The 25,351-nt window shown below is 51.0% G+C and carries 24 protein-coding genes and 1 CRISPR repeat array; of the genes, 7 read left to right on the forward strand and 17 right to left on the reverse strand.

The annotated features are described in order from the left end of the window. Positions 1–78: 78 nt before the first annotated feature. The 3 genes from ACTHPM_RS23625 to ACTHPM_RS23635 form a co-directional block, all read right to left on the reverse strand. Positions 79–303, reverse strand: a complete 225-nt coding sequence (locus tag ACTHPM_RS23625) for a helix-turn-helix domain-containing protein (RefSeq protein ID WP_440397486.1) — start codon at positions 301–303, stop codon at positions 79–81. A gap of 287 nt (positions 304–590) precedes the next feature. Further along, positions 591–1,220: a CRISPR direct-repeat array (repeat unit 32 nt; unit sequence ATTTCAATCCACGCACCTCTATGAGGTGCGAC). 871 nt (positions 1,221–2,091) lie between these two features. After that, a complete protein-coding gene (locus ACTHPM_RS23630; protein WP_440397485.1) occupies positions 2,092–3,015 on the reverse strand; it encodes an alpha/beta hydrolase family protein in 924 nt (307 codons plus the stop codon). Between the two features lie 60 nt (positions 3,016–3,075). Beyond that, complete coding sequence (locus tag ACTHPM_RS23635) at positions 3,076–3,828, reverse strand: SDR family oxidoreductase (RefSeq protein WP_440397484.1); 753 nt, start codon at positions 3,826–3,828, stop codon at positions 3,076–3,078. 189 nt (positions 3,829–4,017) lie between these two features. Between ACTHPM_RS23635 and ACTHPM_RS23640 the strand changes: the two genes are divergently transcribed. The 3 genes from ACTHPM_RS23640 (at position 4,018) to ACTHPM_RS23650 (ending at position 6,909) form a co-directional block, all read left to right on the forward strand. Continuing rightward, the gene (locus ACTHPM_RS23640) at positions 4,018–4,434 is read left to right on the forward strand and encodes a MarR family winged helix-turn-helix transcriptional regulator (protein ID WP_440421699.1); all 417 of its coding nucleotides are present in this window, start codon (positions 4,018–4,020) and stop codon (positions 4,432–4,434) included. A 363-nt stretch (positions 4,435–4,797) separates the two neighbouring features. Then, on the forward strand, positions 4,798–5,550 hold the full coding sequence (locus tag ACTHPM_RS23645) for a GTP pyrophosphokinase (protein ID WP_440397482.1): 753 nt from the start codon (positions 4,798–4,800) through the stop codon (positions 5,548–5,550). A gap of 60 nt (positions 5,551–5,610) precedes the next feature. Further along, complete coding sequence (locus tag ACTHPM_RS23650) at positions 5,611–6,909, forward strand: hypothetical protein (RefSeq protein WP_440421701.1); 1,299 nt, start codon at positions 5,611–5,613, stop codon at positions 6,907–6,909. 72 nt (positions 6,910–6,981) lie between these two features. On the opposite strand, the gene ACTHPM_RS23655 is transcribed toward ACTHPM_RS23650, so the two are convergent. The 3 genes from ACTHPM_RS23655 to ACTHPM_RS23665 form a co-directional block, all read right to left on the reverse strand. Next, on the reverse strand, positions 6,982–7,494 hold the full coding sequence (locus ACTHPM_RS23655; protein ID WP_440397480.1) for a ferritin: 513 nt from the start codon (positions 7,492–7,494) through the stop codon (positions 6,982–6,984). 132 nt (positions 7,495–7,626) lie between these two features. Then, the gene (locus ACTHPM_RS23660; RefSeq protein ID WP_440397479.1) at positions 7,627–8,280 is read right to left on the reverse strand and encodes a M48 family metallopeptidase; all 654 of its coding nucleotides are present in this window, start codon (positions 8,278–8,280) and stop codon (positions 7,627–7,629) included. Positions 8,281–8,506: 226 nt separating this feature from the next. After that, a complete protein-coding gene (locus ACTHPM_RS23665) occupies positions 8,507–9,373 on the reverse strand; it encodes a DMT family transporter (RefSeq protein ID WP_440397478.1) in 867 nt (288 codons plus the stop codon). A gap of 107 nt (positions 9,374–9,480) precedes the next feature. Between ACTHPM_RS23665 and ACTHPM_RS23670 the strand changes: the two genes are divergently transcribed. From ACTHPM_RS23670 to ACTHPM_RS23680, 3 genes are all read left to right on the forward strand, one after another. Next, positions 9,481–10,152, forward strand: a complete 672-nt coding sequence (locus tag ACTHPM_RS23670) for an ArsR/SmtB family transcription factor (RefSeq protein WP_440397477.1) — start codon at positions 9,481–9,483, stop codon at positions 10,150–10,152. 110 nt (positions 10,153–10,262) lie between these two features. Next, positions 10,263–10,964 (forward strand): dihydroorotate dehydrogenase electron transfer subunit, encoded by a 702-nt coding sequence (locus ACTHPM_RS23675; protein ID WP_440397476.1) that lies wholly within the window; start codon positions 10,263–10,265, stop codon positions 10,962–10,964. After that, complete coding sequence (locus tag ACTHPM_RS23680; protein WP_440397475.1) at positions 10,948–11,880, forward strand: dihydroorotate dehydrogenase; 933 nt, start codon at positions 10,948–10,950, stop codon at positions 11,878–11,880. Before ACTHPM_RS23675 ends, ACTHPM_RS23680 begins: the two co-directional genes overlap by 17 nt. A gap of 253 nt (positions 11,881–12,133) precedes the next feature. On the opposite strand, the gene ACTHPM_RS23685 is transcribed toward ACTHPM_RS23680, so the two are convergent. From ACTHPM_RS23685 to ACTHPM_RS23710, 6 genes are all read right to left on the reverse strand, one after another. Next, positions 12,134–12,679 carry a GNAT family N-acetyltransferase gene (locus tag ACTHPM_RS23685; protein WP_440397474.1) on the reverse strand — a complete coding sequence of 182 codons (546 nt, stop codon included), beginning with the start codon at positions 12,677–12,679 and terminating at the stop codon, positions 12,134–12,136. A gap of 108 nt (positions 12,680–12,787) precedes the next feature. Next, positions 12,788–13,669 (reverse strand): NmrA family NAD(P)-binding protein, encoded by an 882-nt coding sequence (locus ACTHPM_RS23690; protein ID WP_440397600.1) that lies wholly within the window; start codon positions 13,667–13,669, stop codon positions 12,788–12,790. Positions 13,670–13,708: 39 nt separating this feature from the next. Continuing rightward, a complete protein-coding gene (locus ACTHPM_RS23695; RefSeq protein ID WP_440397473.1) occupies positions 13,709–14,137 on the reverse strand; it encodes a nuclear transport factor 2 family protein in 429 nt (142 codons plus the stop codon). Positions 14,138–14,252: 115 nt separating this feature from the next. Next, the gene (locus ACTHPM_RS23700) at positions 14,253–14,837 is read right to left on the reverse strand and encodes a TetR/AcrR family transcriptional regulator (RefSeq protein WP_440397472.1); all 585 of its coding nucleotides are present in this window, start codon (positions 14,835–14,837) and stop codon (positions 14,253–14,255) included. A gap of 62 nt (positions 14,838–14,899) precedes the next feature. Continuing rightward, on the reverse strand, positions 14,900–16,294 hold the full coding sequence (locus ACTHPM_RS23705) for an MATE family efflux transporter (protein ID WP_440397471.1): 1,395 nt from the start codon (positions 16,292–16,294) through the stop codon (positions 14,900–14,902). An 82-nt stretch (positions 16,295–16,376) separates the two neighbouring features. Then, positions 16,377–16,904 (reverse strand): DUF4241 domain-containing protein, encoded by a 528-nt coding sequence (locus ACTHPM_RS23710; RefSeq protein ID WP_440397470.1) that lies wholly within the window; start codon positions 16,902–16,904, stop codon positions 16,377–16,379. 239 nt (positions 16,905–17,143) lie between these two features. Between ACTHPM_RS23710 and ACTHPM_RS23715 the strand changes: the two genes are divergently transcribed. Next, entirely contained in the window at positions 17,144–18,028 is an 885-nt protein-coding gene (locus tag ACTHPM_RS23715; RefSeq protein WP_440397469.1) for a stalk domain-containing protein, read from the forward strand. 105 nt (positions 18,029–18,133) lie between these two features. On the opposite strand, the gene ACTHPM_RS23720 is transcribed toward ACTHPM_RS23715, so the two are convergent. The 5 genes from ACTHPM_RS23720 to ACTHPM_RS23740 all read right to left on the reverse strand — a co-directional run bounded on the left by ACTHPM_RS23720 (position 18,134) and on the right by ACTHPM_RS23740 (position 25,341). Further along, positions 18,134–18,619, reverse strand: a complete 486-nt coding sequence (locus ACTHPM_RS23720; protein ID WP_440397468.1) for a hypothetical protein — start codon at positions 18,617–18,619, stop codon at positions 18,134–18,136. 1 nt (position 18,620) lies between these two features. Next, positions 18,621–19,907 (reverse strand): WXG100 family type VII secretion target, encoded by a 1,287-nt coding sequence (locus ACTHPM_RS23725; protein ID WP_440397467.1) that lies wholly within the window; start codon positions 19,905–19,907, stop codon positions 18,621–18,623. A 467-nt stretch (positions 19,908–20,374) separates the two neighbouring features. After that, positions 20,375–22,342: a carbohydrate binding domain-containing protein gene (locus tag ACTHPM_RS23730; protein ID WP_440397466.1), complete on the reverse strand. Its 1,968-nt coding sequence runs from the start codon at positions 22,340–22,342 to the stop codon at positions 20,375–20,377. A 45-nt stretch (positions 22,343–22,387) separates the two neighbouring features. Further along, a complete protein-coding gene (locus ACTHPM_RS23735) occupies positions 22,388–23,356 on the reverse strand; it encodes a peptidylprolyl isomerase (protein WP_440397465.1) in 969 nt (322 codons plus the stop codon). 35 nt (positions 23,357–23,391) lie between these two features. After that, the gene (locus tag ACTHPM_RS23740) at positions 23,392–25,341 is read right to left on the reverse strand and encodes an exo-alpha-sialidase (protein ID WP_440397464.1); all 1,950 of its coding nucleotides are present in this window, start codon (positions 25,339–25,341) and stop codon (positions 23,392–23,394) included. Positions 25,342–25,351: the final 10 nt, after the last annotated feature.

The following is a 25,351-nucleotide window of genomic DNA, read 5'->3' on the forward strand; positions in this document are numbered from 1 at the left end:
CACACAAGAAAAACCACTCACAGAAATTCGTGAGTGGACTTTAGCAACCAAAAGGCTCATCAGGCAGTTCAGTTCATTTTATTTTCTATTATAAATAGAGGCATCTGCTTTGCGTTCTAAAACGTCCGATTTCAAAAAAAATCGTTCTCTCCCCGTATCTTTTACAGGTTTCAATTTACCTGACTTTACGAAGCTATGTACATTTTGTCTCGAGCAGTTCATAATCTCCATCGCTTCTGCGGTCCCTATGACTTCACGGGCTATCCACTCTTTTAATTCTTCTTTGCTGCTGAAGTTATACATTTCCCAACACCTCTCTCAAAGATTATAAAAAGATGGAGACACTACTGGCGTGTCATTCTTCCTGATTTGAGGTGCGACGGAGGAAAATGTCAGTCCGCCGCACCACATGAAGGTGCAATAGAGACCTCGGCCGTACCTTTTGCGGTAGCGTAATTTCAATCCACACACCTCTATGAGGTGCGACAAGATCGGTTCGTGTATCATTACAATATTTTGATGATTTCAATCCGCGCACCTCTGTCTGTGAGGTGCGACATGTCGCTGCAGCAGCGCCCATGGAGCGACGAATTTCAATCCACGCACCTCTATGAGGTGCGACGTTATTGATCGTAAAGTTTGGATCCTGCAGTATGGTATTTCAATCCACGCACCTCTATGAGGTGCGACCGCGGCGCGAACGCTACAACGATACCGAGAATCAGATTTCAATCCACGCACCTCTATGAGGTGCGACGATACGGCACGGATTGTGGTCACGGCTTTCGGGATTTCAATCCACGCACCTATATGAGGTGCGACGATAGCAGCCGTGGCGAAGCTTGCCGGAGCGGGTGATTTCAATCCACGCACCTCTATGAGGTGCGACCCACGTGCACCTGGTTTCCGGATCCGAAAAGAAAATTTCAATCCACGCACCTCTATGAGGTGCGACAAATGGTCCCTGTTACGCTGAATATCGTAGCTGCATTTCAATCCACGCACCTCTATGAGGTGCGACCTAATGAGGGCGTGGACGATCTTTCTGTATTTGACAATTTCAATCCACGCACCTCTATGAGGTGCGACGCTCTGTTTATCGTTTTATCTTCGTAATCAACTATTTCAATCCACGCACCTCTATGAGGTGCGACAGCTACCCGCAAGCCTGGGGGCGAGTGGGGGAGTATTTCAATCCACGCACCTCTATGAGGTGCGACCCTGTTTTCCTGCATAATCATACACGAAAACAGTTTATTCTTTCAAAAAAATAAGTTTTCGAAGAAAATACATTCCTACTAATTACATAAAAATGGTTAAATAAGGATATTTTCAGGTGCGAATCTCTCTGGATATTCATGTTCACTTCACGTTCGCACCAAAGTTAAGGGTGCAACAATTATACCATAATATGGTAGAATGGGAGGGTTTACTTTACTTCTTTACAACCGATAATTTCCCCTTTTCTAACCATTCGTCCTCTCCCGCGTCACAAACCGCATCGCATCCGAATTAACAGATAGTGCAGCCCTCCGGGCTCGGGGCCGGCATGAAATAAATGCCCAAGTAACCGCCGGACGCCCTGCCATAAATAGCCGTGCGTGCTCTGCCTTGACGACAATCGGCTTTCTTGGCGATAAATCGGCCGCGAAAAAGCGAGCATCCCCGACCCTGCATCGAACGGTCCTGCGAGCTTAAGAGCAGATCGCTGGTGACGAGATCGCTCCGAGCCCGGCTATTCCGTAATCATGCCGGACGCAGATATTCTTCTGATCCTACGGGCCACCAGCATCGAGACGAGATAGGATAATGCAACAAGCCCGATGCACAGCAAGACGATCAGGGGATCTTCACGATGAACTGCACGTTGTGGATTCCCGCTCCCGACAAGAGTATCGTCAGCATCGTGTTCGTGTACAGACAACCCAGCACCCCGCCGATGATGACCCAAAGTTAGCAAAATAAAGCTGAGGATGAACGCATGTTCATCCTCAGCTCAGTGATATCTGTATACCGGCATGTTATAAGTCAGGGAGTGTTTGCATATAAAATGCCGGTCATGTCAACAGGCCGGCACCGCCCCGTCAGCCCTTACTCCTTAGACTCGATGCGCCCCAGCGGATCGGCGCTCTCTTCCAGAGCCAATCGGGCCGCCTGCCAGCTGGAATCGCCGAGTCCGAGCGCGCTGCGCAGGTAAGCCCAGGTGACCCGCTGGAGCAGATCCACTCGTTCGGGATTCTCGTCTGTCGTCTCCGTGACGCTGTACCCGGGGATCCCGCCAAGCGAGTGCTCTCCCCCGAAAAGGGTGAGCAGGCTCTTGCTGCCCGGGCTCAGGACGTACGGATCGGTGAACCAGTCCGGTCCCCGAGTAGACAGCATGGACTGGTCCCGGTCCCCCGCGACCACGAGCGTCGGCGTGTTCATGTCCGCGAAGCTCGGATTCATGAAGGGGAAGTGCTCGGCCGCGAACGGGCTCAGGTCGGCTCCACCCGTACCCGTCGTGGCCAGCAGCACGCCCGCCTTGATCCGCGGGTCGGATAGGTCCTCTCCGGGTTTGCCGTCGGCACCCAGAACCCGCGCGCCGAGCAGCGTGCTCACCGTCTGGCCTCCCCAGGAGTGGCCGACTGCGGCGATGCGGCTCCGATCCAGGCGCCCGCTGAGGCTGGGCACGGAAGCTTCGATCTGATCAAGCTCGTCAAGGATGCACGTCAGGTCGTCGATCCGTAAGCGCCAGATCAGCGGTGTACGGGGATCTTCAGGAGGAAGGTTCCGCGTTCTGGAATCGAGGTGGGTAGGTTGAATGACCACGAAGCCGTGAGCAGCCCAGAAGTCAACCAGCGGCGCGTACCCGTCCATCGACGAGCCAAAGCCGTGGGAGAACACGATAATGGGCAGATCGCCTCCCGCAGCGGGCACAGACACCCGTACGTGCAGCTCCTCACCCCGGTAAGGGGCTGAGAGCACAACTGGTTTCATCGATATAATAGGAGTTGGAATACTAACATTGATTTGCATAAGTATAATTCCTTTCTTTGAGTGAGAGAGTTTTGTTAGAATCATATGTTTGAGACCGCATTACCATGGGAGCAGGCGGCTTTCGTTCGAAAATGTGCCTGTCGGACCGTTCTCGTCGAGGAGAGCGAGGTGAACGGGTTGACGTGCGGCCTGCTCGACGGTGCCCGTACCCTCGAAGTTATTGAGATCGGTCGAAGTGAAGCCCGGACATACGGCGTTGACCTTGATGCCTGTGGACTCGAGCTCGATCGCAAAAGCGAGTGTGATCGCATTCAGGGCCGTCTTGGACGGACTATAGCCGGCACCGAACAACGGGCGGTGCGGATTGGCCGGGTCCGCGTTCAACGTCAGCGAGCCTGCGCCGCTGGATATGTTGACGATGCGGCCAGCCGGTGCTTCAAGCAAAAGCGGCAGCATCGCTTGCGTGACGGCGATTACGCCAAACACGTTCGTCTCGAATACCGTCCGCACCTCGTCGAGAGATGCGACGCTAGGCCGGCCTGCTTGCCCGATCTCCTCCAGCGGCCGGCCCGGCAAGCCCGCATGCGAGATGCCTGCATTGTTGACGAGGACGTCAAGACGGCCAAGTTCGCTGCGGATGCGATCTGCCGCCGCAGCGATGGAGTCCTGACTCGTGACATCCAGCTGGAGCGCAAGAGCGTCTGCACCAACGCTCTTCGCCGCCTGTTCCCCTTTCTCCAGATTCCGTGATCCGACGAGCACTGTGAAGCCGTGACCCGCGAGATCCTTGGCGATTTGAAGACCGATTCCTTTATTGGCCCCGGTGACCAGGGCGACCGGTTTATTCTGCATGTTGATCCTCTCCTTTTCATCCTTTGAAATGCAACGCTCGTAAATTACGAGTTGACGTGTCAACCTAACGATCAAACGATTCCCTCAAGTTGACACATCAACCTTGGTGATTACTGTAACATGTTGTGGTTGATACGTCAACCGTGATATGATGTTTCCATGAATAAGAACGAGCTAAATGAAGAAGAAATGCGAATATGGCATATGTGGAAAGGCACCTTTCAGACGATTTTCGGCCGCGTAATCAAAGACACGTCCGAGAGCACTGGACTATCCGAAGGGGACTATGGAATATTGGATCGATTAGACCTGTTCGGGGAAGGCAGCCTTCGCCAGCAGGAATTAGCCGACTCGATGAACTGGGATAAGAGCCGATTATCACACCATCTGACCCGGATGGAGAAACGCGGACTCGTGAGAAGGAAACCACTGGACACAGATCGTGGCGTTCAAGTCACCATCACTCCCGCCGGGAAGTCGGCGCTGGATGAGGCCCGTCCGGTGGTCTCACAGGCAATACGCAAACATTTCTTTGATCAATTAACGGACCAGGATATCGAGTCGATCTCCAGGCTGGCGGGCAAAACAAAGTCTTCGTCTTCATAGTTACGCCGCCTTGATCGCGAGCGATATCGAACAGCCCCTTCCGCCAGAACGGCGAAGGGGCTGTTGCTTTCCATAAGCAACTTTCCGTAAGCAAATTGCCCCAGAACATTTGACCGCGAACAAACCAAAGGAGCTGCCGCAGTATGCTTCTTTGGTTATTTCTATGCCTACGAAGATCCCCCATATGCTTGATATGGATTCTTTACGAAAATATCAAAGGTTAATCCTCCTCTATCAGCTTCTTCTCCCATCGTCTGGCAGCTCCTCACCAACTAAGCTATAATAGGAAAAACATGACTCATGACTATAGAACCATAAAAAAATTGAAATTATAGTTCATTTTATATAGAAGGACGGTAAACCATGCCAGACAACGCAAATCCGATCGAACAAATGAAGGCCATCCAGAAAAAGCTCACGCGGTTTATGATGAAATACAAATTCGCTCTGCAGGAAGTCGAGACCAAAATCAGAATTTTGCAGGAGGAATTCCAGCTGCTGCATGACTACAATCCGATCGAGCATACGAAGTCGCGGTTGAAGTCCCCGGAGAGCATTATGAAGAAGCTGCTGCGCAAAGGCGGTGCCGGCTCCCTCTCCGACATCCAGGACAGCATTAAGGATATCGCGGGCATCCGGATCACCTGCTCCTTTATCTCGGACATTTACCGCATCAGCGACATGCTGCAAAGCCAAGCCGACCTGAACATTCTGTCCGTCAAGGACTATATCCAGCATCCGAAGCCCAACGGCTACAAAAGCCTGCATATCCTGGCCGAGGTCCCCGTATTCATGTCCGACCGCGAGGAGGCGATATGCGTCGAGATCCAGATCCGCACCATCGCCATGGATTTCTGGGCCAGCCTGGAGCACAAAATCTTCTATAAATGCAATGAAACCGTGCCGGAGCGCCTCCTGCAGGACCTGAAGAAAGCAGCCGACACCGCGTATGAGCTCGATACGAAAATGGAGCAGCTCCAGCAGGAGATGGAGGAAATCAAGCTGGCCCATCAGTCCGATGCCAGAGAGGACTTCCAGCTGCTGATCGACAACCAGCAATTCAAAATCCCGGAGAACCTGCTGAAGCTGATCTCGCAGGAAGGGTATCGGTCTTAGCGGGCGGCGATCGTTCCCGCCCGGGAGCGCCGCATGAAACGGCCAAAACCGCACCTGCGGTTGCAGAAACATTTCAGCAATAGAATCCAGATGACGGAGGAAATCATGAAGAAAACGCTGCTCGCTCTATTTGGTACCCTACTGTTCTTTATTACCGCCGCAAGCCCGATGCATGCCGAGGCCATGCTTAGCAGTCAGCCCGAACCGGCGTGGGAAGCCCAGGCCCCTTACCTGCTTCCGGCAGATACATATGTCCGTAAAGTCAAAAACAAGCTCTACGTCATGGATGGGTATGGCGTGGTATCGATCATGAATGACAGCACCGGCGACAAAATCGCCACCGTCGATCCGCATACCTCTACTTTCAAAAGGGCGTACGCAGGTTTTTTCGGGGGCAATCAGGTTGGGAATAACGGGAACCTGTATCTCACGACGCAGTACCAAGACACCAAGAACCACAAGCTCGTCCGCAAGCTCCAAGCCTACGATTCAGCCGGCAAACCATTGTGGACCCGTGAGTTTTCCCGGCCGCTTCCTGTAACGTTTGCCGAGAAGGTCAGCGATATCAGCGGGCTTAATATTGCCGGCGACGGAACGCTGCTATTTTACATGAGTCTGGAAAAATACAAGTTTAACGTGTTTCGGATCGACCAGCAGGGGAAACAGATACATAAGAAAGAGATCAAAGAATATGTGTACAGCTATCATAACGACTTGATGACGACGCTCCTGAATGAGTCCGGCAATAAATCCGACTTTTCAAACTATAAAGCAACCCTGACCGTCTATGATGCCAAGCTCAATGTTCAGTTCAGGCAGCAAATCGCAGGACAGAAATTTGTAGGGATTTTACCTGACAAGACGCTCCTGTTCTACAAGTTCAACAAAGCGACGACCGATGTCATCGCCAGGAACAGCAAAGGGACCGTGCTGTGGACAAAGTCCCTTCCTGGCAAAGTGTTCATCGACAATTTCGAACAGAACGATTCGTCGTTCCATAGCAACGTGTTGATCACATCGGTCAAAAATATGCTCTACGTATTTAATTCCAAGGGCCTGGCTGCCCAAAAGACGTTATCCCTGATCCACAAAAAAGACAATCTAGCGTTCACCGTGAACGCGGATGGAAATATACTCGTCGTGGACGAAAAGACAGCGCTCCCCCAAAATACGCAGGGACAGATCATTATTTTAAACAAAGATTTAAGTACGCTTCACAAAATCACCCTCTCTTCGGGTTCCTACCTGGAAACCGCGAATTTCTATCCGGGGCAAGGGTCGTGGTACCGCTGGTTTGAAGACTTGAACAACCCGGACTTAGAAACGACGGTCATCCGCAAGTTTATCCTTAACCCTTGATGAGTCCCCATATGGATGAAAAAAAATGAAGCTGCTTCCCCTTGCGGGAAAACAGCTTCTTCTTCGTGCGTATTAAGCTTCGTTTACTGGTGGCGTGAACGTGCGTTTGCCAAGCTCCGAATCGAGCATGTAGAATGCGTTGCTGTCATTATCGATGCGGCGCAGCTTCTGGATAATGCTGTCGAAGGTCGCTTCCTCTTCCACCTGCTCGTCGATGAACCACTTCAGGAAATTGATCGTCGCATGCTCCCGCTCGTCCAGTGCAATATCGGACAATTCATAGATTCGCGCGGTCACGGTTTTCTCATGCTCGAAGGAATGCTCAAAGGCATCCAGCAAGGAGCTGTATTCATTCTGAGGATTTCCCATGCCTGTAACGATGGCACGTTTGCCCAAGGCGTTTATGAAATGGAATATTTTCATTCCATGATATTTCTCTTCTTCCGACTGCATGATGAAAAAATTCGCAAAGCCGTCAAAGCTCTCCGACGAACAATACGCCGCCATCGCCAGATATACCTGGGAAGAATAAAATTCATAATTCATTTGGTCGTTCAACTTCGCGAGCAGCTTCTCACTTAACATCGGATCATTCTCCCTTATCGCTAGTCTGGTAGATAGGCAAACCGCGTTCCGGCGGCCATCGCTATGATTCTGCGCCATGCGGCTTCCTTCTATCTACCAGTAGTATGTTGGAAATAAGCGGGAATGTAAAGTTCACAATGTCATCGCCTGCCCGTACCGCGCCAGGTAGCGTTCTTTTTCTTTGTAGTCCGGCATCACGCCGCCCACCCGTCTCCAGAACGAACGGTCATGATTCATATGCGTGAGGTGGCACAGTTCATGGATAATCACATAATCGATCACGTCGACAGGTGCCATCGCCAGGCGGTAATTGAAGGTCAGATGCTTATCCGAGCTGCAGCTTCCCCACTTGGTGCTGGACTCCACGATTTCGACTGTTCTCGGAGTGACTTTGAGCTGCTTCTGATAGATTTGGATGCGTTCCTGAATAACCTTTTTGCAGCTGGAAAAATAGAACTTCTTCAAATCCCGCTTCAGCTGTTCTTCGTCCCGGTCTTTCGTTTCGATGAGCTCATGGAGCAAATGGTATTGTCCCAGGTGTAGAAACCTGCCCTGCTCCTGATATTCTTTGATCCCCGGCGCTTCACGGGCTGCTGCGATAGCCTGCAGATGCTGCACGATCCTCTCCCCATGCTGCTTTACGGCACTCGTCACCTGTTCGTCGCTCGTCCCGTTCGGTGCTTTAACCGTGACCAGACCTGTCGGTTCGATATGAATCGTAAGCTTTTTACGGGGTCCGTAGGACACGTGGCATTCGATGATTTGCTGTCCAATTTCAATTCTCATAGCTCGCCACACCGCTTCGATGCTGTATTGTAAATTTCATGCGATCTCATCCATTCTCTGGTTCGTCTATGCATGTAAAACCTGTTCACCCATCGTAGCATAGATCCGTTTCGGCCGCATCGGCGTACTTGCACTACGCTTCTTCTACTTTATTTCGATTCAACAAAGACCGGGTACGCCTGATGAGTGCTACTACATGCAAACGAGACATTCCCACACCATCGTTCTATGTCATTTTACTTCCCCTAGTCCAATTGACCAGAAAAATCCCGATGAATATACATAATCCGCCCACATAAACATACCAGTGGATCACCTCGCCCAGAATGAACCAACCGGAAAGCACGCCGAAGAATGGAGCCAGAAATAGAAAAGCACTTGTTCTTCCGGGATCCCCTTTGCTAAGCAGGTAGTACCAAGTCGCAAATTGAACAATCGACCCTAGTATCGCTAAATAAAGAATGACGCCCCATGAAGTCCAGTTAAGAATAAGTCTGGGCGTTTCTGCGCTGATAGCTAACAACAACAGAAGCAGTCCTCCGAAAAGCATCTGGAAGGCGGTTAAGGTCCAATTATCGAACCGGGGTCCCCACTTTTTGACCAGCAAGGTGGCGATAGCCCATGCTAATGCCGATCCAAGCCCGAGCAGGGTTCCTTCGGAAAGGCGCAAATGAAATCCCAATGTAACAAAAACGCCTGCAAATCCGATGAGGACCCCGATCCATTGATACATTCGATATTTCAACCCCATAAACACGACGCCTAAAATGACAACGAGAAGGGGATTCACAAAAGTCAGGATCGATGTCTCCCCGGCTGTAATCGTACGCATACTTAAAAAGATACATCCCATGACCGCAGCCGTCTGACAAACGCCGATGAGAAGAAGCCTTGCCCAATCCTGGAGGGTTTCAGGAAATCGCCTTCTTTTTATTTTGACTGCCAACGCTAAAATAACCCCCGCCAGTGTAAACCTGATCCCTACCAGTAATAAGGGCGAAACATAGGATAAACCTACTTTGCCGACAGCAAAGGAGGACCCCATGAGAGAAGTAGCAAGTAAAACAAGGAATACAAACATATAACGATTCACCAATCATTCCTCCTTCGTCAATTCATGTAGTTATGTTACTATGTATACACTTCGATGGAGAACGAACAATAAATGTAGAGGTGAGGACAATCATAAATCCAAATGTCTTGGGAATTGCCCAATTACTAGGCGACCCCTCCCGTCTTACGATGCTGATGAGCTTACTTGGAGGAAAAGCGCTGCCCGCCAGCGATTTGGCTCATGCCGCACATATATCTCCCCAGACGGCAAGCTCTCACTTGGCCAAGCTGGTTCAAGGAGGCTTATTGATCCATGAGAGCTACGGCAGGCACAAATACTTCCGCCTGGCCAATCAAGAAGTCGCGCATACGCTTGAAGCCATGCTAACGATTTCACCTTCGAAGCCGATCCGTTCTTTACGTGAATCGGACGAGCTTAAGCAAATGAGGCATTGCCGCACTTGTTATGATCATCTAGCCGGCAAGGTCGGCGTCGCTCTTACGGATCGGTTCCTTGAGCTGCGATGGCTAGAGGAATCGGGAAAAGATTATGTGCTTAACCTGGAAGGCAAGGAGAAATTGCGGATTTGGGGCGCCGAGGTCGATGATTCTGCCAAGAAACGCCGGCATTATGCCAGGCAATGTCTGGACTGGAGTGAACGCCGCCACCATTTGGCGGGATATCTCGGGGCAGCGATAACGAAGAGGCTCTTCGAGTTGCAGTGGATCGAGAGATTGCATCAGGGCAGAGCCATTCGGGTAACCAGCAAGGGGATAAAAGGACTGTCTCTCGAATTCGGCCTCCATATGGCGGAATGATTCGGCTTCCTCCTTCTCCCCCGCACCCCGGTGTGACCGGCATCACGGCCCTTCCTATGCTGCAGCAGGCATAGTAGATAGAAATGACCTGCAAGCAAAGGAGCCGATCCATGTATACGATACTTTCCAATGAACACATCTGCGACGATATCAGACTCATGACGGTAGCGGGGGATTTCCGGGAGGGCCGCATGGGGCAGTTCTATATGCTGCGCGCATGGCTTGGCGCTCCCCTCCTGTCCCGTCCGATCAGCATTCATAATATGGAACCGGACCGCCTGCAGTTTCTGTACCGGATCGCGGGCGAGGGCACGCGGCTGCTGTCCCGCTTGCGCGAAGGCGATTCCATTGAACTGGAAGGACCGCTGGGCAACGGGTTTCCGCAGGCAAAAGGACGCGTCGCCCTGATAGGCGGCGGAATCGGCATTGCCCCGCTGCTGTATGCCGCCAGGCAGCTGAACCGGCCGGATGTCTACTTGGGCTTTCAGAAGCAGCCCTATGTAACGGAGGCTTTTGAGCTCTATGCGAATCAGCTCACCGTGCAGGTCGGCGGCAGCGTGCTGCATGCGGTGGATATAAGCCGGTACGATGCCGTTTTCGTCTGCGGTCCGCTCGGCATGATGAAGGAAGCCGCCCGAATGTGGGAGGGGCTGGGAACGAAGGTGTACGTGTCGCTGGAGAAGCGGATGGCCTGCGGCATTGGGGCCTGCTACGCATGCACGGTAATGAACAAGAACGGCAATCGCAAAGCGTGCACGGACGGTCCCGTATTCTCGGCAGAGGAGGTCGAGTGGCATGAGCTTAGCCTGTAGCATCGCGGGGATTCCATTCCGCAACCCGATTGTGATGGCATCCGGCACGTTCGGTTTTGGACGGGAATATGCGCAGCACTATGATATTAATCAGCTCGGGGGCATCGTGAGCAAAGGACTGACCCTGGAGCCCCGCAAGGGCAACCAAGGGATCCGCATCTGGGAGACGGCCGGAGGCATCATGAACAGCGTGGGCCTCGAGAATCCGGGCATCGACGCGTTTCTCGCCGAAGAGATGGCCTACTGGGAAACGCTGGAGCCGGTCAAGATCGCCAATCTGGGCGGGAGCCGCATCGAAGACTATGTGCTGGGCGCGCTGCAGATCACGAAGGATGCAGGAGAACGACGGCATGCGCATCTTCGCGGCGTGGACATGATCGAGCTGAACATTTCCTGTCCCAACGTCAAGGAAGGGGGGCTGGCCTTCGGCATCAAGACAGAGGTCGCGCGGGAGGTCGTCCGTGAAGTGCGCCAGGCCACCTCGCTGCCGCTTGCGGTGAAGCTGTCGCCGAATGCGGAGAACATCGTGGACATGGCGGTCATGTGCGAGCGGGAAGGCGCGGATGCCGTCTCTCTGGTGAACACCTTCTCGGGCATGCACATCGATATTCGTGAGCGACGGAGCGTCTTCTCGAATCTGTATGCAGGCTTGTCCGGTCCTGCCATCAAGCCGATCGCCTTGCGGATGGTGCATCAGGTGGCGAAGGAGGTCACGATTCCCGTCATGGGCATGGGCGGAATCACCTCGGCCGCGGACATCATCCAATTCATCATGGCCGGCGCTGAGGTGGTGCAGGTCGGTACGTACAACTTCATGAACCTCCGGGCCGGGGAGGAACTGCTCGCCGGACTGCAGGACTTCATGCAGCAGGAGAACATCGGCAGCCTGGACGAAATCCGCGGGATCATCCGCTGAGGGATCAAGCATACTCCGGCCTCCGTTTCACTGAGCTTATTCGGTCGTCCCGGTGCATCTGTAGCAGCGGCGCCTTTCCATTCGGCGCCGCCCTCACATCAGGAAGAGAGCTCCCCAAGAGAGCCCTCCGATTGCTGGAGACTTTTGCAATCATGAAGATGCCTTCAGCACCGTCAATTTCTTATGTCCAGGTATAAAAAAACAGCCATTCCCATGTTGGAATGACTGTATTACTTATTCCGCTAAAGCCCCGTTACTTGAATAATTTATACCAGTATAACGTGGTATCAATATTCGAATTGTATGACTGTTTTAGCGTGTCAACGCCACCTAGTATGAATCCTTGTTTCACATAAAATCTGCATGCACCAAGATTATCATCCTGAGCTTCCAGGGACAATCCTATAAGTTCTCTTTGTTTTGCCCACTCTTCTGCTCTGTTTAAGAGCAGCTTTCCGACTCCACCGGCTCTATAATCTTTTTTGACAGCAATATTCTCAATATAGCAGAAGCGATTCCAATCCTTAATGATTCTGATTTGTCCTATGCAGGTATGATTCAGATAAGCTAAGAATAAAGCTTTATCCTCTCGGTTTATATATTCGCTCCAATCAAGTTTGTCATCTGGAAACCGTATTTCTCTCGTTTCATCAAACAGTACTTCTTCATAAGTCCACTTTCCGGATTGTAAACTGGGGACAACTCTACCATATAACTCAAAATAGTCATTCGTCATAGGGATATCCGCTATTAAGTCATGATTTAATGGAGAAATTATGACATCACTTTCACTGCCCAATAGACACACCTCCTTTGATGATATTTTGATAATCAACATTACGGTCCGTTAGCTGAATAAGCCCCTCCTGATATCATACCATAAAAAGTAATTATTCCTGTTGGTCTTCTATACTCCTACATTTGTCGTCTCCGGCACCCGTTTCCATACGCCTGCATGTTGTGCTGCAAAATCCCGGAAGGACACAGGTTCCTTTCCACTCACTCTGAACACGGTATCCGTGCTCTGATCTTCCGTCCCTTCCTCTCGGATCTTCCGGTCGAGGCCAGCCATCACTTCAGCATAGTCCTTGCTTAGCCCTGCCGCCACCCAGCTGCTTACCAATGCATCATCCGATATGGAATTGTGTATCACCTGTCTTCCCGTCACTTCACTAATGATCCGACTGACGTCATCATAGGACAAGGTATCCGGTCCCGTGATGATATGCTCTGTATTATGGGCAATATCATCGACGAGTGCTCTGAAGCCCACTTCCGCGATGTCATCAGCTGACACAAAACCAATTTTCCCTTGCCCTGCTGCGCTAATGATCAGATCCTGCTGCGAAATGGTCAAACCATTCGGACCTTCGGTGAAATTTTGCATGAAGTAAGATGGTCTGAGCACGGTCCATTCCGGAGCCAGCTCTTTCAGTAAGCGATGAACAGGGCCGAATACTGGACCCTCCTCCGGAATGGATGCACTGCTGAGAAGCACAAAACGGCGTACCCCTTGTTCGAGTGCCAGCTTCATAAAAGGTTCCATCACTTTGATGGGTTCAGCGTCTCCTACAGGTGCAACCAAATATACGCGTTCAACATGCTGCAGGGCAGGGAGAAACGTCGAACGGTCGTACCAGTCGAAATGAACTTGTGTCTCAGGCTCGGTCATGGCCCCCGCATTCCTCATGGTAATGGCATAGGGATATCCCTTTTGATTCAGCCTTTCTGCGATTCTTATGCCTGTCTTTCCCGTTCCGCCTGTAATCAGTATTTTTCGTTGATTCATCATCTTGGTTTATCTCCTTTTAAATGTAAGTATAAGAACTTAGCCTTGTGCGGATGCAAGCAGGACCATCGGATTCCAATAATCCTTAAAATGCGTGATCTTGCCATCCTTGGTGTGGAACACGGAAATATACGACTGCCGATACGGCTTCTCTGTACCCGTCATTTCAGTTCCTGTCATGACAGCGTCGCATGTATACTCGGCAACGATTGTATCTCCGGATACGAGACATTCCGGGGTGGAGAAAGAGAGAACATTCATCCGCATGAACAGCTCATGCATGTAGCTCCGAATTTCTTCAATGCCGGCCAGCCTTTGCGTATACCCTGCTGGAGCATAAGGAAATTCAACAACGGCATCTGCGCTGAATAACGTAAACCACTTTTCAAAATCACGCGCTACCAGGCTGCTTTGGAATGCCTTTAGCATTTCGGTGGCCTGGGCCTTCAATCCATTTTCGCTTGTCATCTTCATCTCTCTCCTTTTAATAGACCAATCAGTCCGAAATTAGCAAAAAAAATATAAAATCGGACCAATCAGTCTGGAATTGTTAAAATAATAATGAAGCCGTGATCAAGCTCCATTATTTATCCAGGGCAGATAAACTTACCGCAACGAAATCATCCATAACCTTGGGGTCACTCGTCATTTTGGCCAATTGGGTCATCGAGTGTCTTGCAAAATTCAAATAGCGCGCCAAGGCTCGAAGATCCCGGTCACTCGGGATTTCTCCATTCTCCTGGCCCCGAACCAGCGTTTCATAAAAGGCTTCTTCCATCCTGTTCAAATCTTTGGATAGAAATTCGCGGATTTCCTTGTCATGAGCCATCTGATCAATAGCCGAGAAGATAATAAAGCATTCCTTCTGCCGGTCCTTATCCTTTAACGTCTTAGCCACTTCATGGAATACGTAAGCAATCCCCTGCTTTGCGGATTCAGAGGTGGTCAAATACTTCATGGCTGCGCCGCTCTTCTCATTCACGTAATGCTTCAGAGCGAGGATAAACAGGTCCCTCTTCGTGCCATACGTGTCGTATAAGCTTTGCCGGGCAATCCCGAGCCCCTTCAGCAGCTGGGGCAGCGACGTTCCTTCGTAGCCGTAATGCCCGAATACTTCCATCGCTTTATGCAGCACTTCGATCGTATCAAATTCTTTGTTTCTTCCCAAGGTCATCCCCCTTGATCCTCATTATATTCATTCTGGACTATTCAGTCAAGAATTATCCATTGCTATATCAGCTTCCGGCGATACCACTTGTCGCCCCTGAACCGCAGGTAGAAAATAACGCCGCGCACACCCCATTCCGTCACCATGGCGATCCAGACGCCCATGATACCCATCTTCAGCGTGATCGCCAGGAAGTAACCGAGAAATACGCGCAGCACCCACATCGACAGCATCGACGTGACCGACGTGAAGTTCGAGTCTCCGGCCGCGCGCAGCGCCGATGGCATAATGAAACTGACGGACCAGAAGATCGGCTGCGTGACCGCGATCAGCAGCATCAGCTGGAAGATGTCCGGCACGATTTCGGCCGGCGGCGAGAACAGGTTCACGATGAACGGGAAGAGCGGCAGAATGATCGCGGCGATCAGGATGAAGAACACCGTCGACAGCCCGATGAAGGACTTGACGAACTTCCGCGCGTCCGGAATGCTGCCATTGCCGATGCACTGGCCGACCACCGTCACCACGGCGATGCTCAGCGCGCTGCCCCCGATCTGGAACAGCGCGGCGATCGAGCCGCCGATGGCGTTCACCGTAATGGCGAGCGTACCGAGCTGAACGATGAAGGTCTGCGTCAGCAGCTTGCCGCCGTTGAAGAACATCTGCTCGGCGGCGAACGGCACGCCGATGACCAGAATTTTTCTCAGGATGGGAAAATCGAATTTCAATGCGTCCTTGATCTTGTACAGCAGCGTGTGATTCATGCGGATCATGTAGAACAGCGAGACCGCCATGCCCAGCACCCGCGCGGCAATCAAGGAAATGATCAGTCCGACGATGCCCATGTCGAAGACCGTAATGAACAGGACGTTCAGCAGCAGGTAGGTCAGGTTCAGGATCAGCGACAGGCCGAGACAAGCCTTCGTGTCGGCAACGCCCCGCAAGGCGCCGGTCACCGCCTGGAAAATCGCGATGAACGGATACGAAATGCAGCTGCCGATCAGATAAATGCGCGCGTTGTGGAACACCTCGGCGTCAGCCTGGCCGAACAGCAGGTTCAGCACCGGCGTATGGAACGCGATCACGAAGACGCACAGCAGCACCGATATGATCGCCACCGCCGTGATCGCCTGGGCCGCGGACTTCGATACCATCTCCTGATTCCCGCTGCCCTTATACTGCGCAACGATCACCGTGCCCCCAGTGGCCACGGCGATAAAGACGTTAACGAGGAAAATATTCAGCGAATCCACCATGCTGACCGCGCTCACCGCAGCCACGCCAGAGGAGGCGATCATCGCCGTATTGATCAAACTCATTAAAATAATAAAAGCTTGATCCACAAATATCGGGATAATGATCGCGATAATTTGCTTATAATCAAGCTTACTTCCGGTGAAGTACTTATTTAAAAATCCGTTTGTTTTGTGTTTCACATATGGAGCCGGGGTACCCAAGGGATCATCTCTTTTTCAATGTAGTCGAATAACGTTCCCTATTATAGCATGGTTTGAGCCCCCCGGATGTGATAAATGCAAATTAATTTTCGGGGGTCTTGATGAAGACGATTTTCACCGCAGCGACCTGTCCTTGTCCGTCCGTCGCCATGTACGCTCCGTATGCACCGTCGCCCATGCCTGTGCGCGAGACGATGCCGCCGTCCAGCACTCCCGCTTCTTCGCCGCTCTCGGTGATGTCGCAGCAGGCGTAATACCATTCGCTGTCCGTATCCGGCGAACCCCCGGGCTGTGCCCCCGCATCCGGCAACCGGTACTTCTCCACGTCGAAGATCCCGGCTTGTCCGCTGTCCACGCCCACGATGAACGGACATTTCACCCATTCCAACGAATCCGCCCGATCTGCGACCGAGCTGTGGTAAGCGGCGATTTTGGCACAGGCTTCGCCCCATTCCCTGACCTCCGCCTTCTCCACCTGTCCCGTCCACGTGCCGTTCAATGCATTCTCCAGCACGCCCATGATGATGGTCGTCCGGTCGAGCTCGTAACAAGGATCGGCCACGACCAATTGGCCGGAGCTGACTTCAAATTCACCCAGTTGAATGTTCATGAGGTTCCCTCCCGTAACTGCATAATATTTTCTTGTATTGTACCATGTGACGGTTCCGTCGCTAAAGTCGACAAGCATATCCATCGCAACACGATTCACATTCATGCAAACTCGACATAAAAGTACTAAATAAGAATGAATTTATTCCCAAATATACAGCAGCATGCTACAATACGAATTCGGGACGATGCTTTCAAGATTTTGTCTCATTATACATAATTTTAGGGAGAGTTGAACGAATGAAGAAGCTATTGTCACGCAAGATCCTTGCAGCAACATCCGTAGCCTTACTCTGCACGACCATCGGTGCCGTCGCTTACGCCGGCTCCACACTGAAGAAGATCGAAGCCTACCAAAATGCCGGCATCCGTATCGAAGTGGACGGCAAGAGCGTGAGCCTGGGCAGCGGCGCGGACGCGACCTACCCGATCGTTTACAAAGGCAGCAGCTACGTGCCGGCCAAAGTCGTGGCCGAGGCGCTGGGCGGAACGGTGAAATGGGATGCGGGCCGTCAGGTGGTAGCTATTACTTCCGGCGAATTGGACAGCAACGCGGGTATTCCGTACAAAGACAACTCCGACAGCGCGGCGCAGCCATCCGAGCCGGCGACCGAGAAGCCTAGCACGCCTCCGGCGACAACGCCTTCGACGTCTGCTTCCGGCGGATTCTCGAAAATACTCTCCAAGAGCGTGGACATGAAAAAAGCGGGCGAGGATAATAAAGCCCAAGCTTTGAAAACGATCAAAGCCTATGCCAAAGCGGTAGCGACGGAGGATTACTCGGATATCGACGCCATTATCTCCGCATCGATCGTCGACAAGGTCGAATTCGATACTTTCTGGAGCGGTTCCAGCTACACCAAAGAGAAGGTGCACAAAGATATCAAAGGTCTGCGCGACGCCAACAAACAAGACACGCTCACCAAGTGGAACAAAGCCGTTCAGCAAGCGACGCTAAGCGATCTGAAAATCGATGAGCCGTCCAAGCTGGATCTTGTGGCATCGCTGAGATACTCGCTTCCGGTCAAAGGCTTCGACGCCTTCGCGACAGTTACCTTGAATTTGAATTACTCCGTTCCTTACAAAGAGACGGATTTCAGACTGGAAAGAATCAATTTTTATTAAAAAGAAAGGATCCGCGAAGAGCGGATCCTTTTTAATGCTCATACATATGCTTGCTATTTCCATTGTCATTTTCCTGCTCACCCGCTAAAAGGCGTTAAGCTCTGTTTATTCGGGCTTTTTATAGCACCAATCCTGATCATAAGGTAGGGACTTTAACTTTTGCATATCTTCCCACCTAAATACCCAATCATAATCAGCAACCCAAAAATAATCATCAGGATTTAGCTTGAGGTATTCATAGATAAAACGAAAAATCAACTTCTCTGCACCGTAAACTTCTTCAACAGTTCCTACTCTAGACAATTTGCGTACTGGGTCTAACCCCAGATCGTCATAGTCACTGAACCGGATACTAGGATTGTCTGTAGCCTTTACATATAGGATAAATTGGTGGTTATTCTCTTCACTTTTATAAGAGTGATCAAGTATATTCAATGTTGTAGATGAGAAGTGACCCTCTTTCGCGAAATATTTATTATTTTCAAAGATCAGTTTAGCATCTGAATGAAAGGTTGCTACGATGGTATCCGCCAAGAGCTTTTCAGGAGTGTATTTTTCACGTTCTTTTAGAATAAAAGCAGTCGTTCCCATTCTATTTTAGTACCCCCTTTAAACCTTCTAATGAATTAACGATGATTACACCTTGTGACTTAATCTCCTCCAGTATCACCTCATGTTCTGATCTTAGGTTTGTCATTGGCTTATCTATATAAAGAATTATTTTTTTGTTCTCAGGATTGAAAAAATCCGGATAGTCTTGCTTTGTCATCTTCAAAAACTGTTCTGGATCAACTGCTTTAATTGATGCCTTAACTTCAATTATTGCATTCTTTGTAACAACATCTAAATCACCCGCGGGTTGTCCATCTTTTTTTAATATTTTTTGGCCAAATCCAACCACTTCCGTTTCGCTTCTCACAAAATTAGCAACCTTAGCTTCAGTAGCTTTACCAACGTTAGGGCTATTCAGAAAGTTCTCAATATCCCTATTAATATTTTTCGGATGTTGATCCACCCATGTTAATTCATTGCCAGCAGAATTTGTGTATTTCGATTTGCTTCCGTCCTTAACTAAACTGCCTACACTAGGATCTATTTGAGTCCCCTCGCCAGCCCCAGGTTTCCTCCCTCCAGATCCTCCCTCGCCATGATGTTCCTTCTTCATATGCCTGCCAAAAATAAGACCGGAGGCAAGGCTCGCAATAAACTCTGTTTTGGCTTGAGCGGGAGAATGCGTCAGCTTGTCCACCGTCTCCCCGGGATTGCTCGCGGATTCTGCGAGTTTGTAACCGAGGTCCGTATAGAAATTGGTGTAACCTTTGGCGTAATCGACAATCGCCTTAACGATTTCGCCTTTCCTCGCTTCATTATAGGTATTTCTTGCAGCTTCGATATTCGCAATGGCCCCCTGCACCAGGGGTCTCCCGGCAAACATCAATCCAAAACCCTTCGGATCTGCCTCCGCCCATTTCCGCGTTTCATCCCAAGCCCGCGCCATCACCTGGTCTTCAGACATGGCTGGATCCGTCTTTTGCATGATTTCCGATTCGTCGTACCCCTGCTGTCTCATGGCATCCCGAATGCGGTCGGCTTCCTGGCTGTAGGCGTCCCTTTCCTCGTCCGTTTGAGCCTGCGCATATCCGCGCTTTTGTTCGTTGATCATCAGGTTCAGATCCAGGCCGCCCCGAGCCGAGGTCTGCACGACTTCCGCATCGGTTTGCGCAAAGTTTTTGGAGATTGTCAGCAGTTCCTGCCCCACAAAGGTTATTTTATCTAATGTAGCGGTCCTTTGCTCCTGAAATGCACGGAACTCCCGGAAAAAGTTCTCCCGCGTCATCCCGCTCCATTGCTCGTGCGTTTCATACATCCGCTTGTCCAAATAAAATGAACTAAAGTTTTACGTCGCTTCTCCTTGATTTCACATGGAATATGGGCGAATGCCTTGCCTTTAGTTCAATTTATCCAAACTTATGTAATTTTGCTCCAACTGCTTGCGGCCGTTCAGGAACATCTCGGCAATGCGGTTTAACAAGTCGGGTTTTACAAGTATTTTGGTCATACTTCACCTCGAATCCATCCGTCAGTCACGAAAAGAATATACTCCCCAAGATAATATACCAAAATTACCCAAAATTCAGATGGTATGAATCTACTATTTTTCTCCCTTCAGGTTGAAAAGCTTTTAAAAAAAGAGGACCCGCCATGCGGATCCTCTTTCATATTCTTTTTCCTATGAGTCCCCCCTCATCGGACTTACGCGGAAAGAGGGACAACTAACCGAGAGGCGGCGGACGTCCACTTCCGTTATCGTTATGGCGGATCGTTTACGTCATTGCATGCTGCCCGTCATTCAGGGCTAGAGTCCGCACTCATCGCCGGACTTTTCGCGACGACAAAGTCATCCCCATAGGCTGTAGCCGTACCGGATGGTTTGTAGAAGTAAATCGTGGCCGTGGTATTGGCCGCGCCTGTTGTAAAAGTAACCGTGCCCTTCGTGTAGCTGGTTCCGGTGATGCTTGTGAACTGCTGCGTTCCGCCGAAGTTTTTGACTCCGATGTGGACGGGTTCTCCGGCGTTCGTCGTCATCGCATACCCGGTTAGCGAATAGGTTGTGTTCGGCTCCACTTGAATGACCTGCTCCGCCGAACTTGGACCTCCGACCAACCGCAATGCATAAGTACCCGTTCTGGCATTCGAGTTCACCACGCTCGCCGCATTCCAGCCGTACCAAGGTGAAAGTGCTCCTGATTCAAGCCCGCCGTTCACGGCCGGATTGCTTGGCGTAATGCCTGCGCCGTTATACGCCCCCCGGTTAGGCAAGGCAGTGGCTGATACCGCATTGCCCCAATAGTCCTTGCCGCCGTTGCTCGCAATCAGCTTGCCTGTGCCGAGCGCGGGGGAACCCGCCAACAGTTTGTATCCGTCCACCGCCAGGCGGCCCGTTCCGCTTCCCGGATTGACGAGCATCGGATTTGCCGTCGATTTATTCGAATCGGCAGGCTCGCCCGCCGTGTGGACGCCATAAATCGTATTATTATTGAACGTAAAGTTCGCGACTGTGTTTAATCCGTACCAGGTGCCCGCGCTTTCCAGGTGGAACACATTGTTATAGAAAGCTGCGGATTTCGGATAGCCTCCCCATGAATTGGCATAGATCGGTGAGGCTGTTTGCCCTGGGGACAGGTAGAGGGTGTTGTTGTAAATCTGCACATTCGTGATCGGTCCTGCCAGCTGAAAGATCCGGGCGCCGTCATTCTGGCTGATGTTATACCGAACGATGCCGCCGTCGTTTTTGGCCGTGCCCGGCTGAGTCACCATCATGAACCCGCCGTCATTGTCATGGCTGTAGTTGTACTGCATGATGGTGCGGGATTGTCCGTAATCGATGTCGAAGCCCTGGCCGTCCAGCGTCGTATTGCCGTTAAACGCTTCGTTGTACTGGATAATCGTATCGTCGGCGTTATAGGACCATATGCCAGCGTTCACCATCCCCGAGCGTATATTGAAGCCATTGACCGTATTGTATTGGACAATTGCGCCCGACGTATTCTGAGGCACAATCCCGTCTCCGCCAACATCGTTAACATAATTGTTTTGAATCACAACGTTCGTACTGGGGTACCAATTATAGGTGCCCGTGCATTCCGCGTCCGGCCGGCACCAGAAATCGGAATTCAGGTCGATTCCGGTCCGGTCCACGCGGGGACCCACCGTATTCCCGTCGATCCGGACATCATTGTAATTGGACTGAACGGTTCCCGCTTTTGTTCTTACCTTGATGCCGGAGCTGCCGTTGGCGTCCTTGACGTTATTCCCGTAGACATCGTGAACATTATTGCCGATGATATAAATATGGTTCAAGGTGCCGCCATTCTCGTTAACGACATAAATGCCGCTGCGCTTCGAGCTGGCACCGTTGTCGTTGATAATCTCGAGGTTTTTGATCTCCCAGTATTGCTGGTTGTACAAATATACGGTCGCTTCCTGGCCATTGCCGTTGAACAGCGGCGCATTGCCGGTTCCGTAGCTGTCGATGACGATTGGACTGCTGCTGGTTCCGCTGCCCTTCGGCCATAACATCCCCGTCCAGGATCCGCCTTTCTTGAACTTGATCTGATCTCCGGGTTGAAACGTCACGCTGTTCACCTTCGTCAGCGTCTTCCATGCAGAGCTCGTTGCAGTTCCGGCATTGTTATCATTCCCGCCCGACGAATCGACGTAATAGGTTGCAGCTGCCGCTGAAACCGTAAAGTAAACGGCACCAAAAAGAAGCAGCAGAGCTGTAAGATAACCGGTGCGAACCATCGTTTTCATAAATCGTCCTCCTCACATCTTCAATTTGTCGCAATACCCTTCAACTCACTTCATTGCGAAGGCCTCATACCGACTCGTATACTGGATTTCTGCGGTTTGTGCGAGACTCTTCATATATGTCTCAAACGCTTCCGCCTGATATCGGTTAACCACCTCCTCTCTTACTTCGCTGAAGCTCAAATAACCGTCTGCTTCACGTTCTGCGCACATCACAATCATATAGAATTGCTTTCCCTGCACCACATCGCTGATATCTCCCTGTTTCATCCCCATAACCACATCGTAATAACCGCTTTGATATTTGGATATTTCCCGGTAATTCCTCTGATCGATCCTTTCGACTCCCGTTGAACCCGGTACCTTCTTGGCCTCCTCGTATAACGCCATAAAGGACGCCCCTTGATCCAGTCTCGTTTTCCACTCGAGAATCCGTTCCATGGTCGGCTCCATGATCTTGTACACGGTGACCCCGTCATGCTTTTTGCCCAGCAGCTCCCTGTTGTTATCGTAGAAATCCTGAAGGGCCGATTCGTTCAACTTCAAGTGATTCTGAATCCATGACCGCTGAAGAGCGTTGATCATAACCGATTGCCTGTAATCGTAATAGGCCTGCAGCGTATATTCCTTCGGACCATAAATCACCTTCCCGTCTTGCAGTGCCTGGGATCTTCGCCGGTTCTCCTCCTCCCACTCCTTCAAAAAAGAAGCATATGAGCTGTCTTCTAATAGACGGTTGCTTACGGCTTCCTGCTGGATGACTTTCGCTTTCAGCAAGCTCCCAAAAGCGTTCTTTCTTTGACTTTCCTGCCCATCCGGTGCTAATTCCCCTCCGCCTCCGGGGCGGGTGAATAATGACAGCTCCTCCTCTTCGACAGGCTCTCCGTTAATGAATGCGATAATATTCTCGCCCTTTACGCGCGCAGGATCGCTATTTCCTGGAACCATGGCGTACAACACGGCTACGACTGCCAGCAATGCCAACGCGGCGAAGGATACTGCAAGGCTTTTTTTCATGGACAACCCTCCAATCAACCGATGGGCCTAATTCCTTATTCCCGGACAAAAGATTCAATCCGATTGACCCACAGCTCATAGCCATATCCCGTCAAGTGGCATCCGTCATCAGTGTATCTCGCATCCATTTCGGTTCCGCTGAGAAACGCATCATACAGGTCGATAAATGTAACGTCATGCTCACCGCATAGCCCGGCTAAACGGATATTGAAATCCTTAATTTCTTCATGGTGAAGCGGGTGATTATACACGCTGTTATTAACGGGAAGAAGGCTTTGAACGTACAAGCGGGTATCCGGCAGCTCCTTCCGGATTCGGCCTATAATCGTTTCGTAGTTTTTCAATACACCAGCGGGTTCTTTACGATCGTATACATCATTGATGCCTACCATTAAAAAGACTTTGCGCGGCTTGAGCGAAATGATCGCATCCAATCGCTGCAGCAGGGCCGCAACCCGGTCGCTGTCAATGCCTCTGTTCAGCACCGTCAAATCCCCGAAAAATTCCGACCATTGGTTCCTCTGCGTCAAGCTGTCTCCCGCAAAAACAATGGCATCGTGAATAGGAGGCAACACTTCGAACAGTCCCATTCTGTTTACATAGGTCGGAAACGAAATACAGCTTTCCACCTGTTCCGATTCCCCGCCTGCTTGGATCCAGTCCAACGTAAAGGTGCCGAATGCAATGTCCATGTTATTCCAGTCGGAATAGTCATACACCCGTTCATAGAGGACCCCGACCTCTCCGTTTGCCAGAACCGTCAAGCAGGAATAACCGAAAAACCCCTCGTCCAGCACCCGGCTGTAGGGCCATGTCTTCCCCCCGTCTTCGCTTAAGCGGACGGTTCCCTTCACCCGCTTTGTCTCATCAGCCGGATTCGAGAATAATAAGCGAACCTTGCCGTCTCCCAGATCCGGATACCGGATGACGCTGGATTGGCAGGTCGGATCCGTCAATGCCATGTCAAAGCAAACTTCGCCCCATGTCTGTCCGCCGTCCCTGCTCGAAGAAACGGCTGTTCTCTGCATTCCGGAATGGTTTCTCATATAACACTTCAATTCCCCGGTAGGCAGCTCGATCACTTGGGATTCGGTTAAATTGTGCTTATTCTCGGCGAGCGTTCTTGCGGACAGCACATGACCCTCCTGCACCCTGCCGTCATTCGGCGATTCCCCGCGCTGCCAAGTCACGCCGTGATCGTCGCTGTATATGCAAGCACATGACATTTGCCAATCCTCGTTGCCAAAATAGACCGGGAACACCAAACGTCCCGCATGCTCCCCATGCGCCAGTTGAATTCCGCAGCCGGGCCCCGAACCGATAAAACGCATCCATTCCTCCTTCACCATCGGATTCAGATCCCTTGGAGCCGACCAGGTTAATCCGTCATCCTCGCTTTGAATGATCTGCAGAAACGAGGTTCTTGCTTCCAGCAGGCTTTCATCGGGATCCAGCCCTTTCTTGAAATAGATATTTCCTTGCGGTTGGCCGCCTTTGAATACATAGCCTTGTCCGTCTACGTTGTAATCGGTTTCATTTCCCTTCGCATCGAATACCTTTCCTTCGCTTGCGAGCGCATAACCGTTTCCGTCCCGGTCAAACAACTCTCTGCGGCCTTCCGAATCGAATCCTGTACCCGGATCGCTGCTCCATAATCCGATCCCCCCGGGAGTGTGGCAATATAGCATGAATACCGTTCCCGTTTGTTGATCTTGAAGCAGCGATGTATCGATCGCAGCAGCTCCGTCCAATCCTTCGCCGGCAAAGGCAACCAGCTTCTGTACCGTCCCCCATGTCTTCCCATGGTCCCCGCTTCTTCGAATGGTGGCGTCGATCTGATTGGGATTATCCGTCTGATCCGCGATTCTTGCATCGATGCCGGCAATAACTGTACCCTGTAGCGTCGTAATCAGAGAGGGAATCCGATAAGCTTTCGAGCCCGCTAAGCCCGGATAATATATAGCCTGTGAACGAATAAATGACATCCTCATTCAC

The organism is Paenibacillus sp. SAFN-054, from assembly GCF_051966755.1.
GTDB lineage: Bacteria > Bacillota > Bacilli > Paenibacillales > Paenibacillaceae > Paenibacillus_AQ.

What these genes read in the sequence shown, in the direction of transcription:
- ACTHPM_RS23730 (WP_440397466.1), bottom strand. Translation starts at nt 22,342, where the DNA reads ATGAAAACGATGGTTCGCACCGGTTATCTTACAGCTCTGCTGCTTCTT.
- ACTHPM_RS23630 (WP_440397485.1), bottom strand. Translation starts at nt 3,015, where the DNA reads ATGCAAATCAATGTTAGTATTCCAACTCCTATTATATCGATGAAACCA.
- ACTHPM_RS23735 (WP_440397465.1), bottom strand. Translation starts at nt 23,356, where the DNA reads ATGAAAAAAAGCCTTGCAGTATCCTTCGCCGCGTTGGCATTGCTGGCA.
- ACTHPM_RS23675 (WP_440397476.1), top strand. Translation starts at nt 10,263, where the DNA reads ATGTATACGATACTTTCCAATGAACACATCTGCGACGATATCAGACTC.
- ACTHPM_RS23645 (WP_440397482.1), top strand. Translation starts at nt 4,798, where the DNA reads ATGCCAGACAACGCAAATCCGATCGAACAAATGAAGGCCATCCAGAAA.
- ACTHPM_RS23655 (WP_440397480.1), bottom strand. Translation starts at nt 7,494, where the DNA reads ATGTTAAGTGAGAAGCTGCTCGCGAAGTTGAACGACCAAATGAATTAT.
- ACTHPM_RS23740 (WP_440397464.1), bottom strand. Translation starts at nt 25,341, where the DNA reads ATGTCATTTATTCGTTCACAGGCTATATATTATCCGGGCTTAGCGGGC.
- ACTHPM_RS23640 (WP_440421699.1), top strand. Translation starts at nt 4,018, where the DNA reads ATGCGAATATGGCATATGTGGAAAGGCACCTTTCAGACGATTTTCGGC.
- ACTHPM_RS23660 (WP_440397479.1), bottom strand. Translation starts at nt 8,280, where the DNA reads ATGAGAATTGAAATTGGACAGCAAATCATCGAATGCCACGTGTCCTAC.
- ACTHPM_RS23710 (WP_440397470.1), bottom strand. Translation starts at nt 16,904, where the DNA reads ATGAACATTCAACTGGGTGAATTTGAAGTCAGCTCCGGCCAATTGGTC.
- ACTHPM_RS23680 (WP_440397475.1), top strand. Translation starts at nt 10,948, where the DNA reads ATGAGCTTAGCCTGTAGCATCGCGGGGATTCCATTCCGCAACCCGATT.
- ACTHPM_RS23635 (WP_440397484.1), bottom strand. Translation starts at nt 3,828, where the DNA reads ATGCAGAATAAACCGGTCGCCCTGGTCACCGGGGCCAATAAAGGAATC.
- ACTHPM_RS23720 (WP_440397468.1), bottom strand. Translation starts at nt 18,619, where the DNA reads ATGGGAACGACTGCTTTTATTCTAAAAGAACGTGAAAAATACACTCCT.
- ACTHPM_RS23690 (WP_440397600.1), bottom strand. Translation starts at nt 13,669, where the DNA reads ATGAATCAACGAAAAATACTGATTACAGGCGGAACGGGAAAGACAGGC.
- ACTHPM_RS23715 (WP_440397469.1), top strand. Translation starts at nt 17,144, where the DNA reads ATGAAGAAGCTATTGTCACGCAAGATCCTTGCAGCAACATCCGTAGCC.
- ACTHPM_RS23695 (WP_440397473.1), bottom strand. Translation starts at nt 14,137, where the DNA reads ATGACAAGCGAAAATGGATTGAAGGCCCAGGCCACCGAAATGCTAAAG.
- ACTHPM_RS23625 (WP_440397486.1), bottom strand. Translation starts at nt 303, where the DNA reads ATGTATAACTTCAGCAGCAAAGAAGAATTAAAAGAGTGGATAGCCCGT.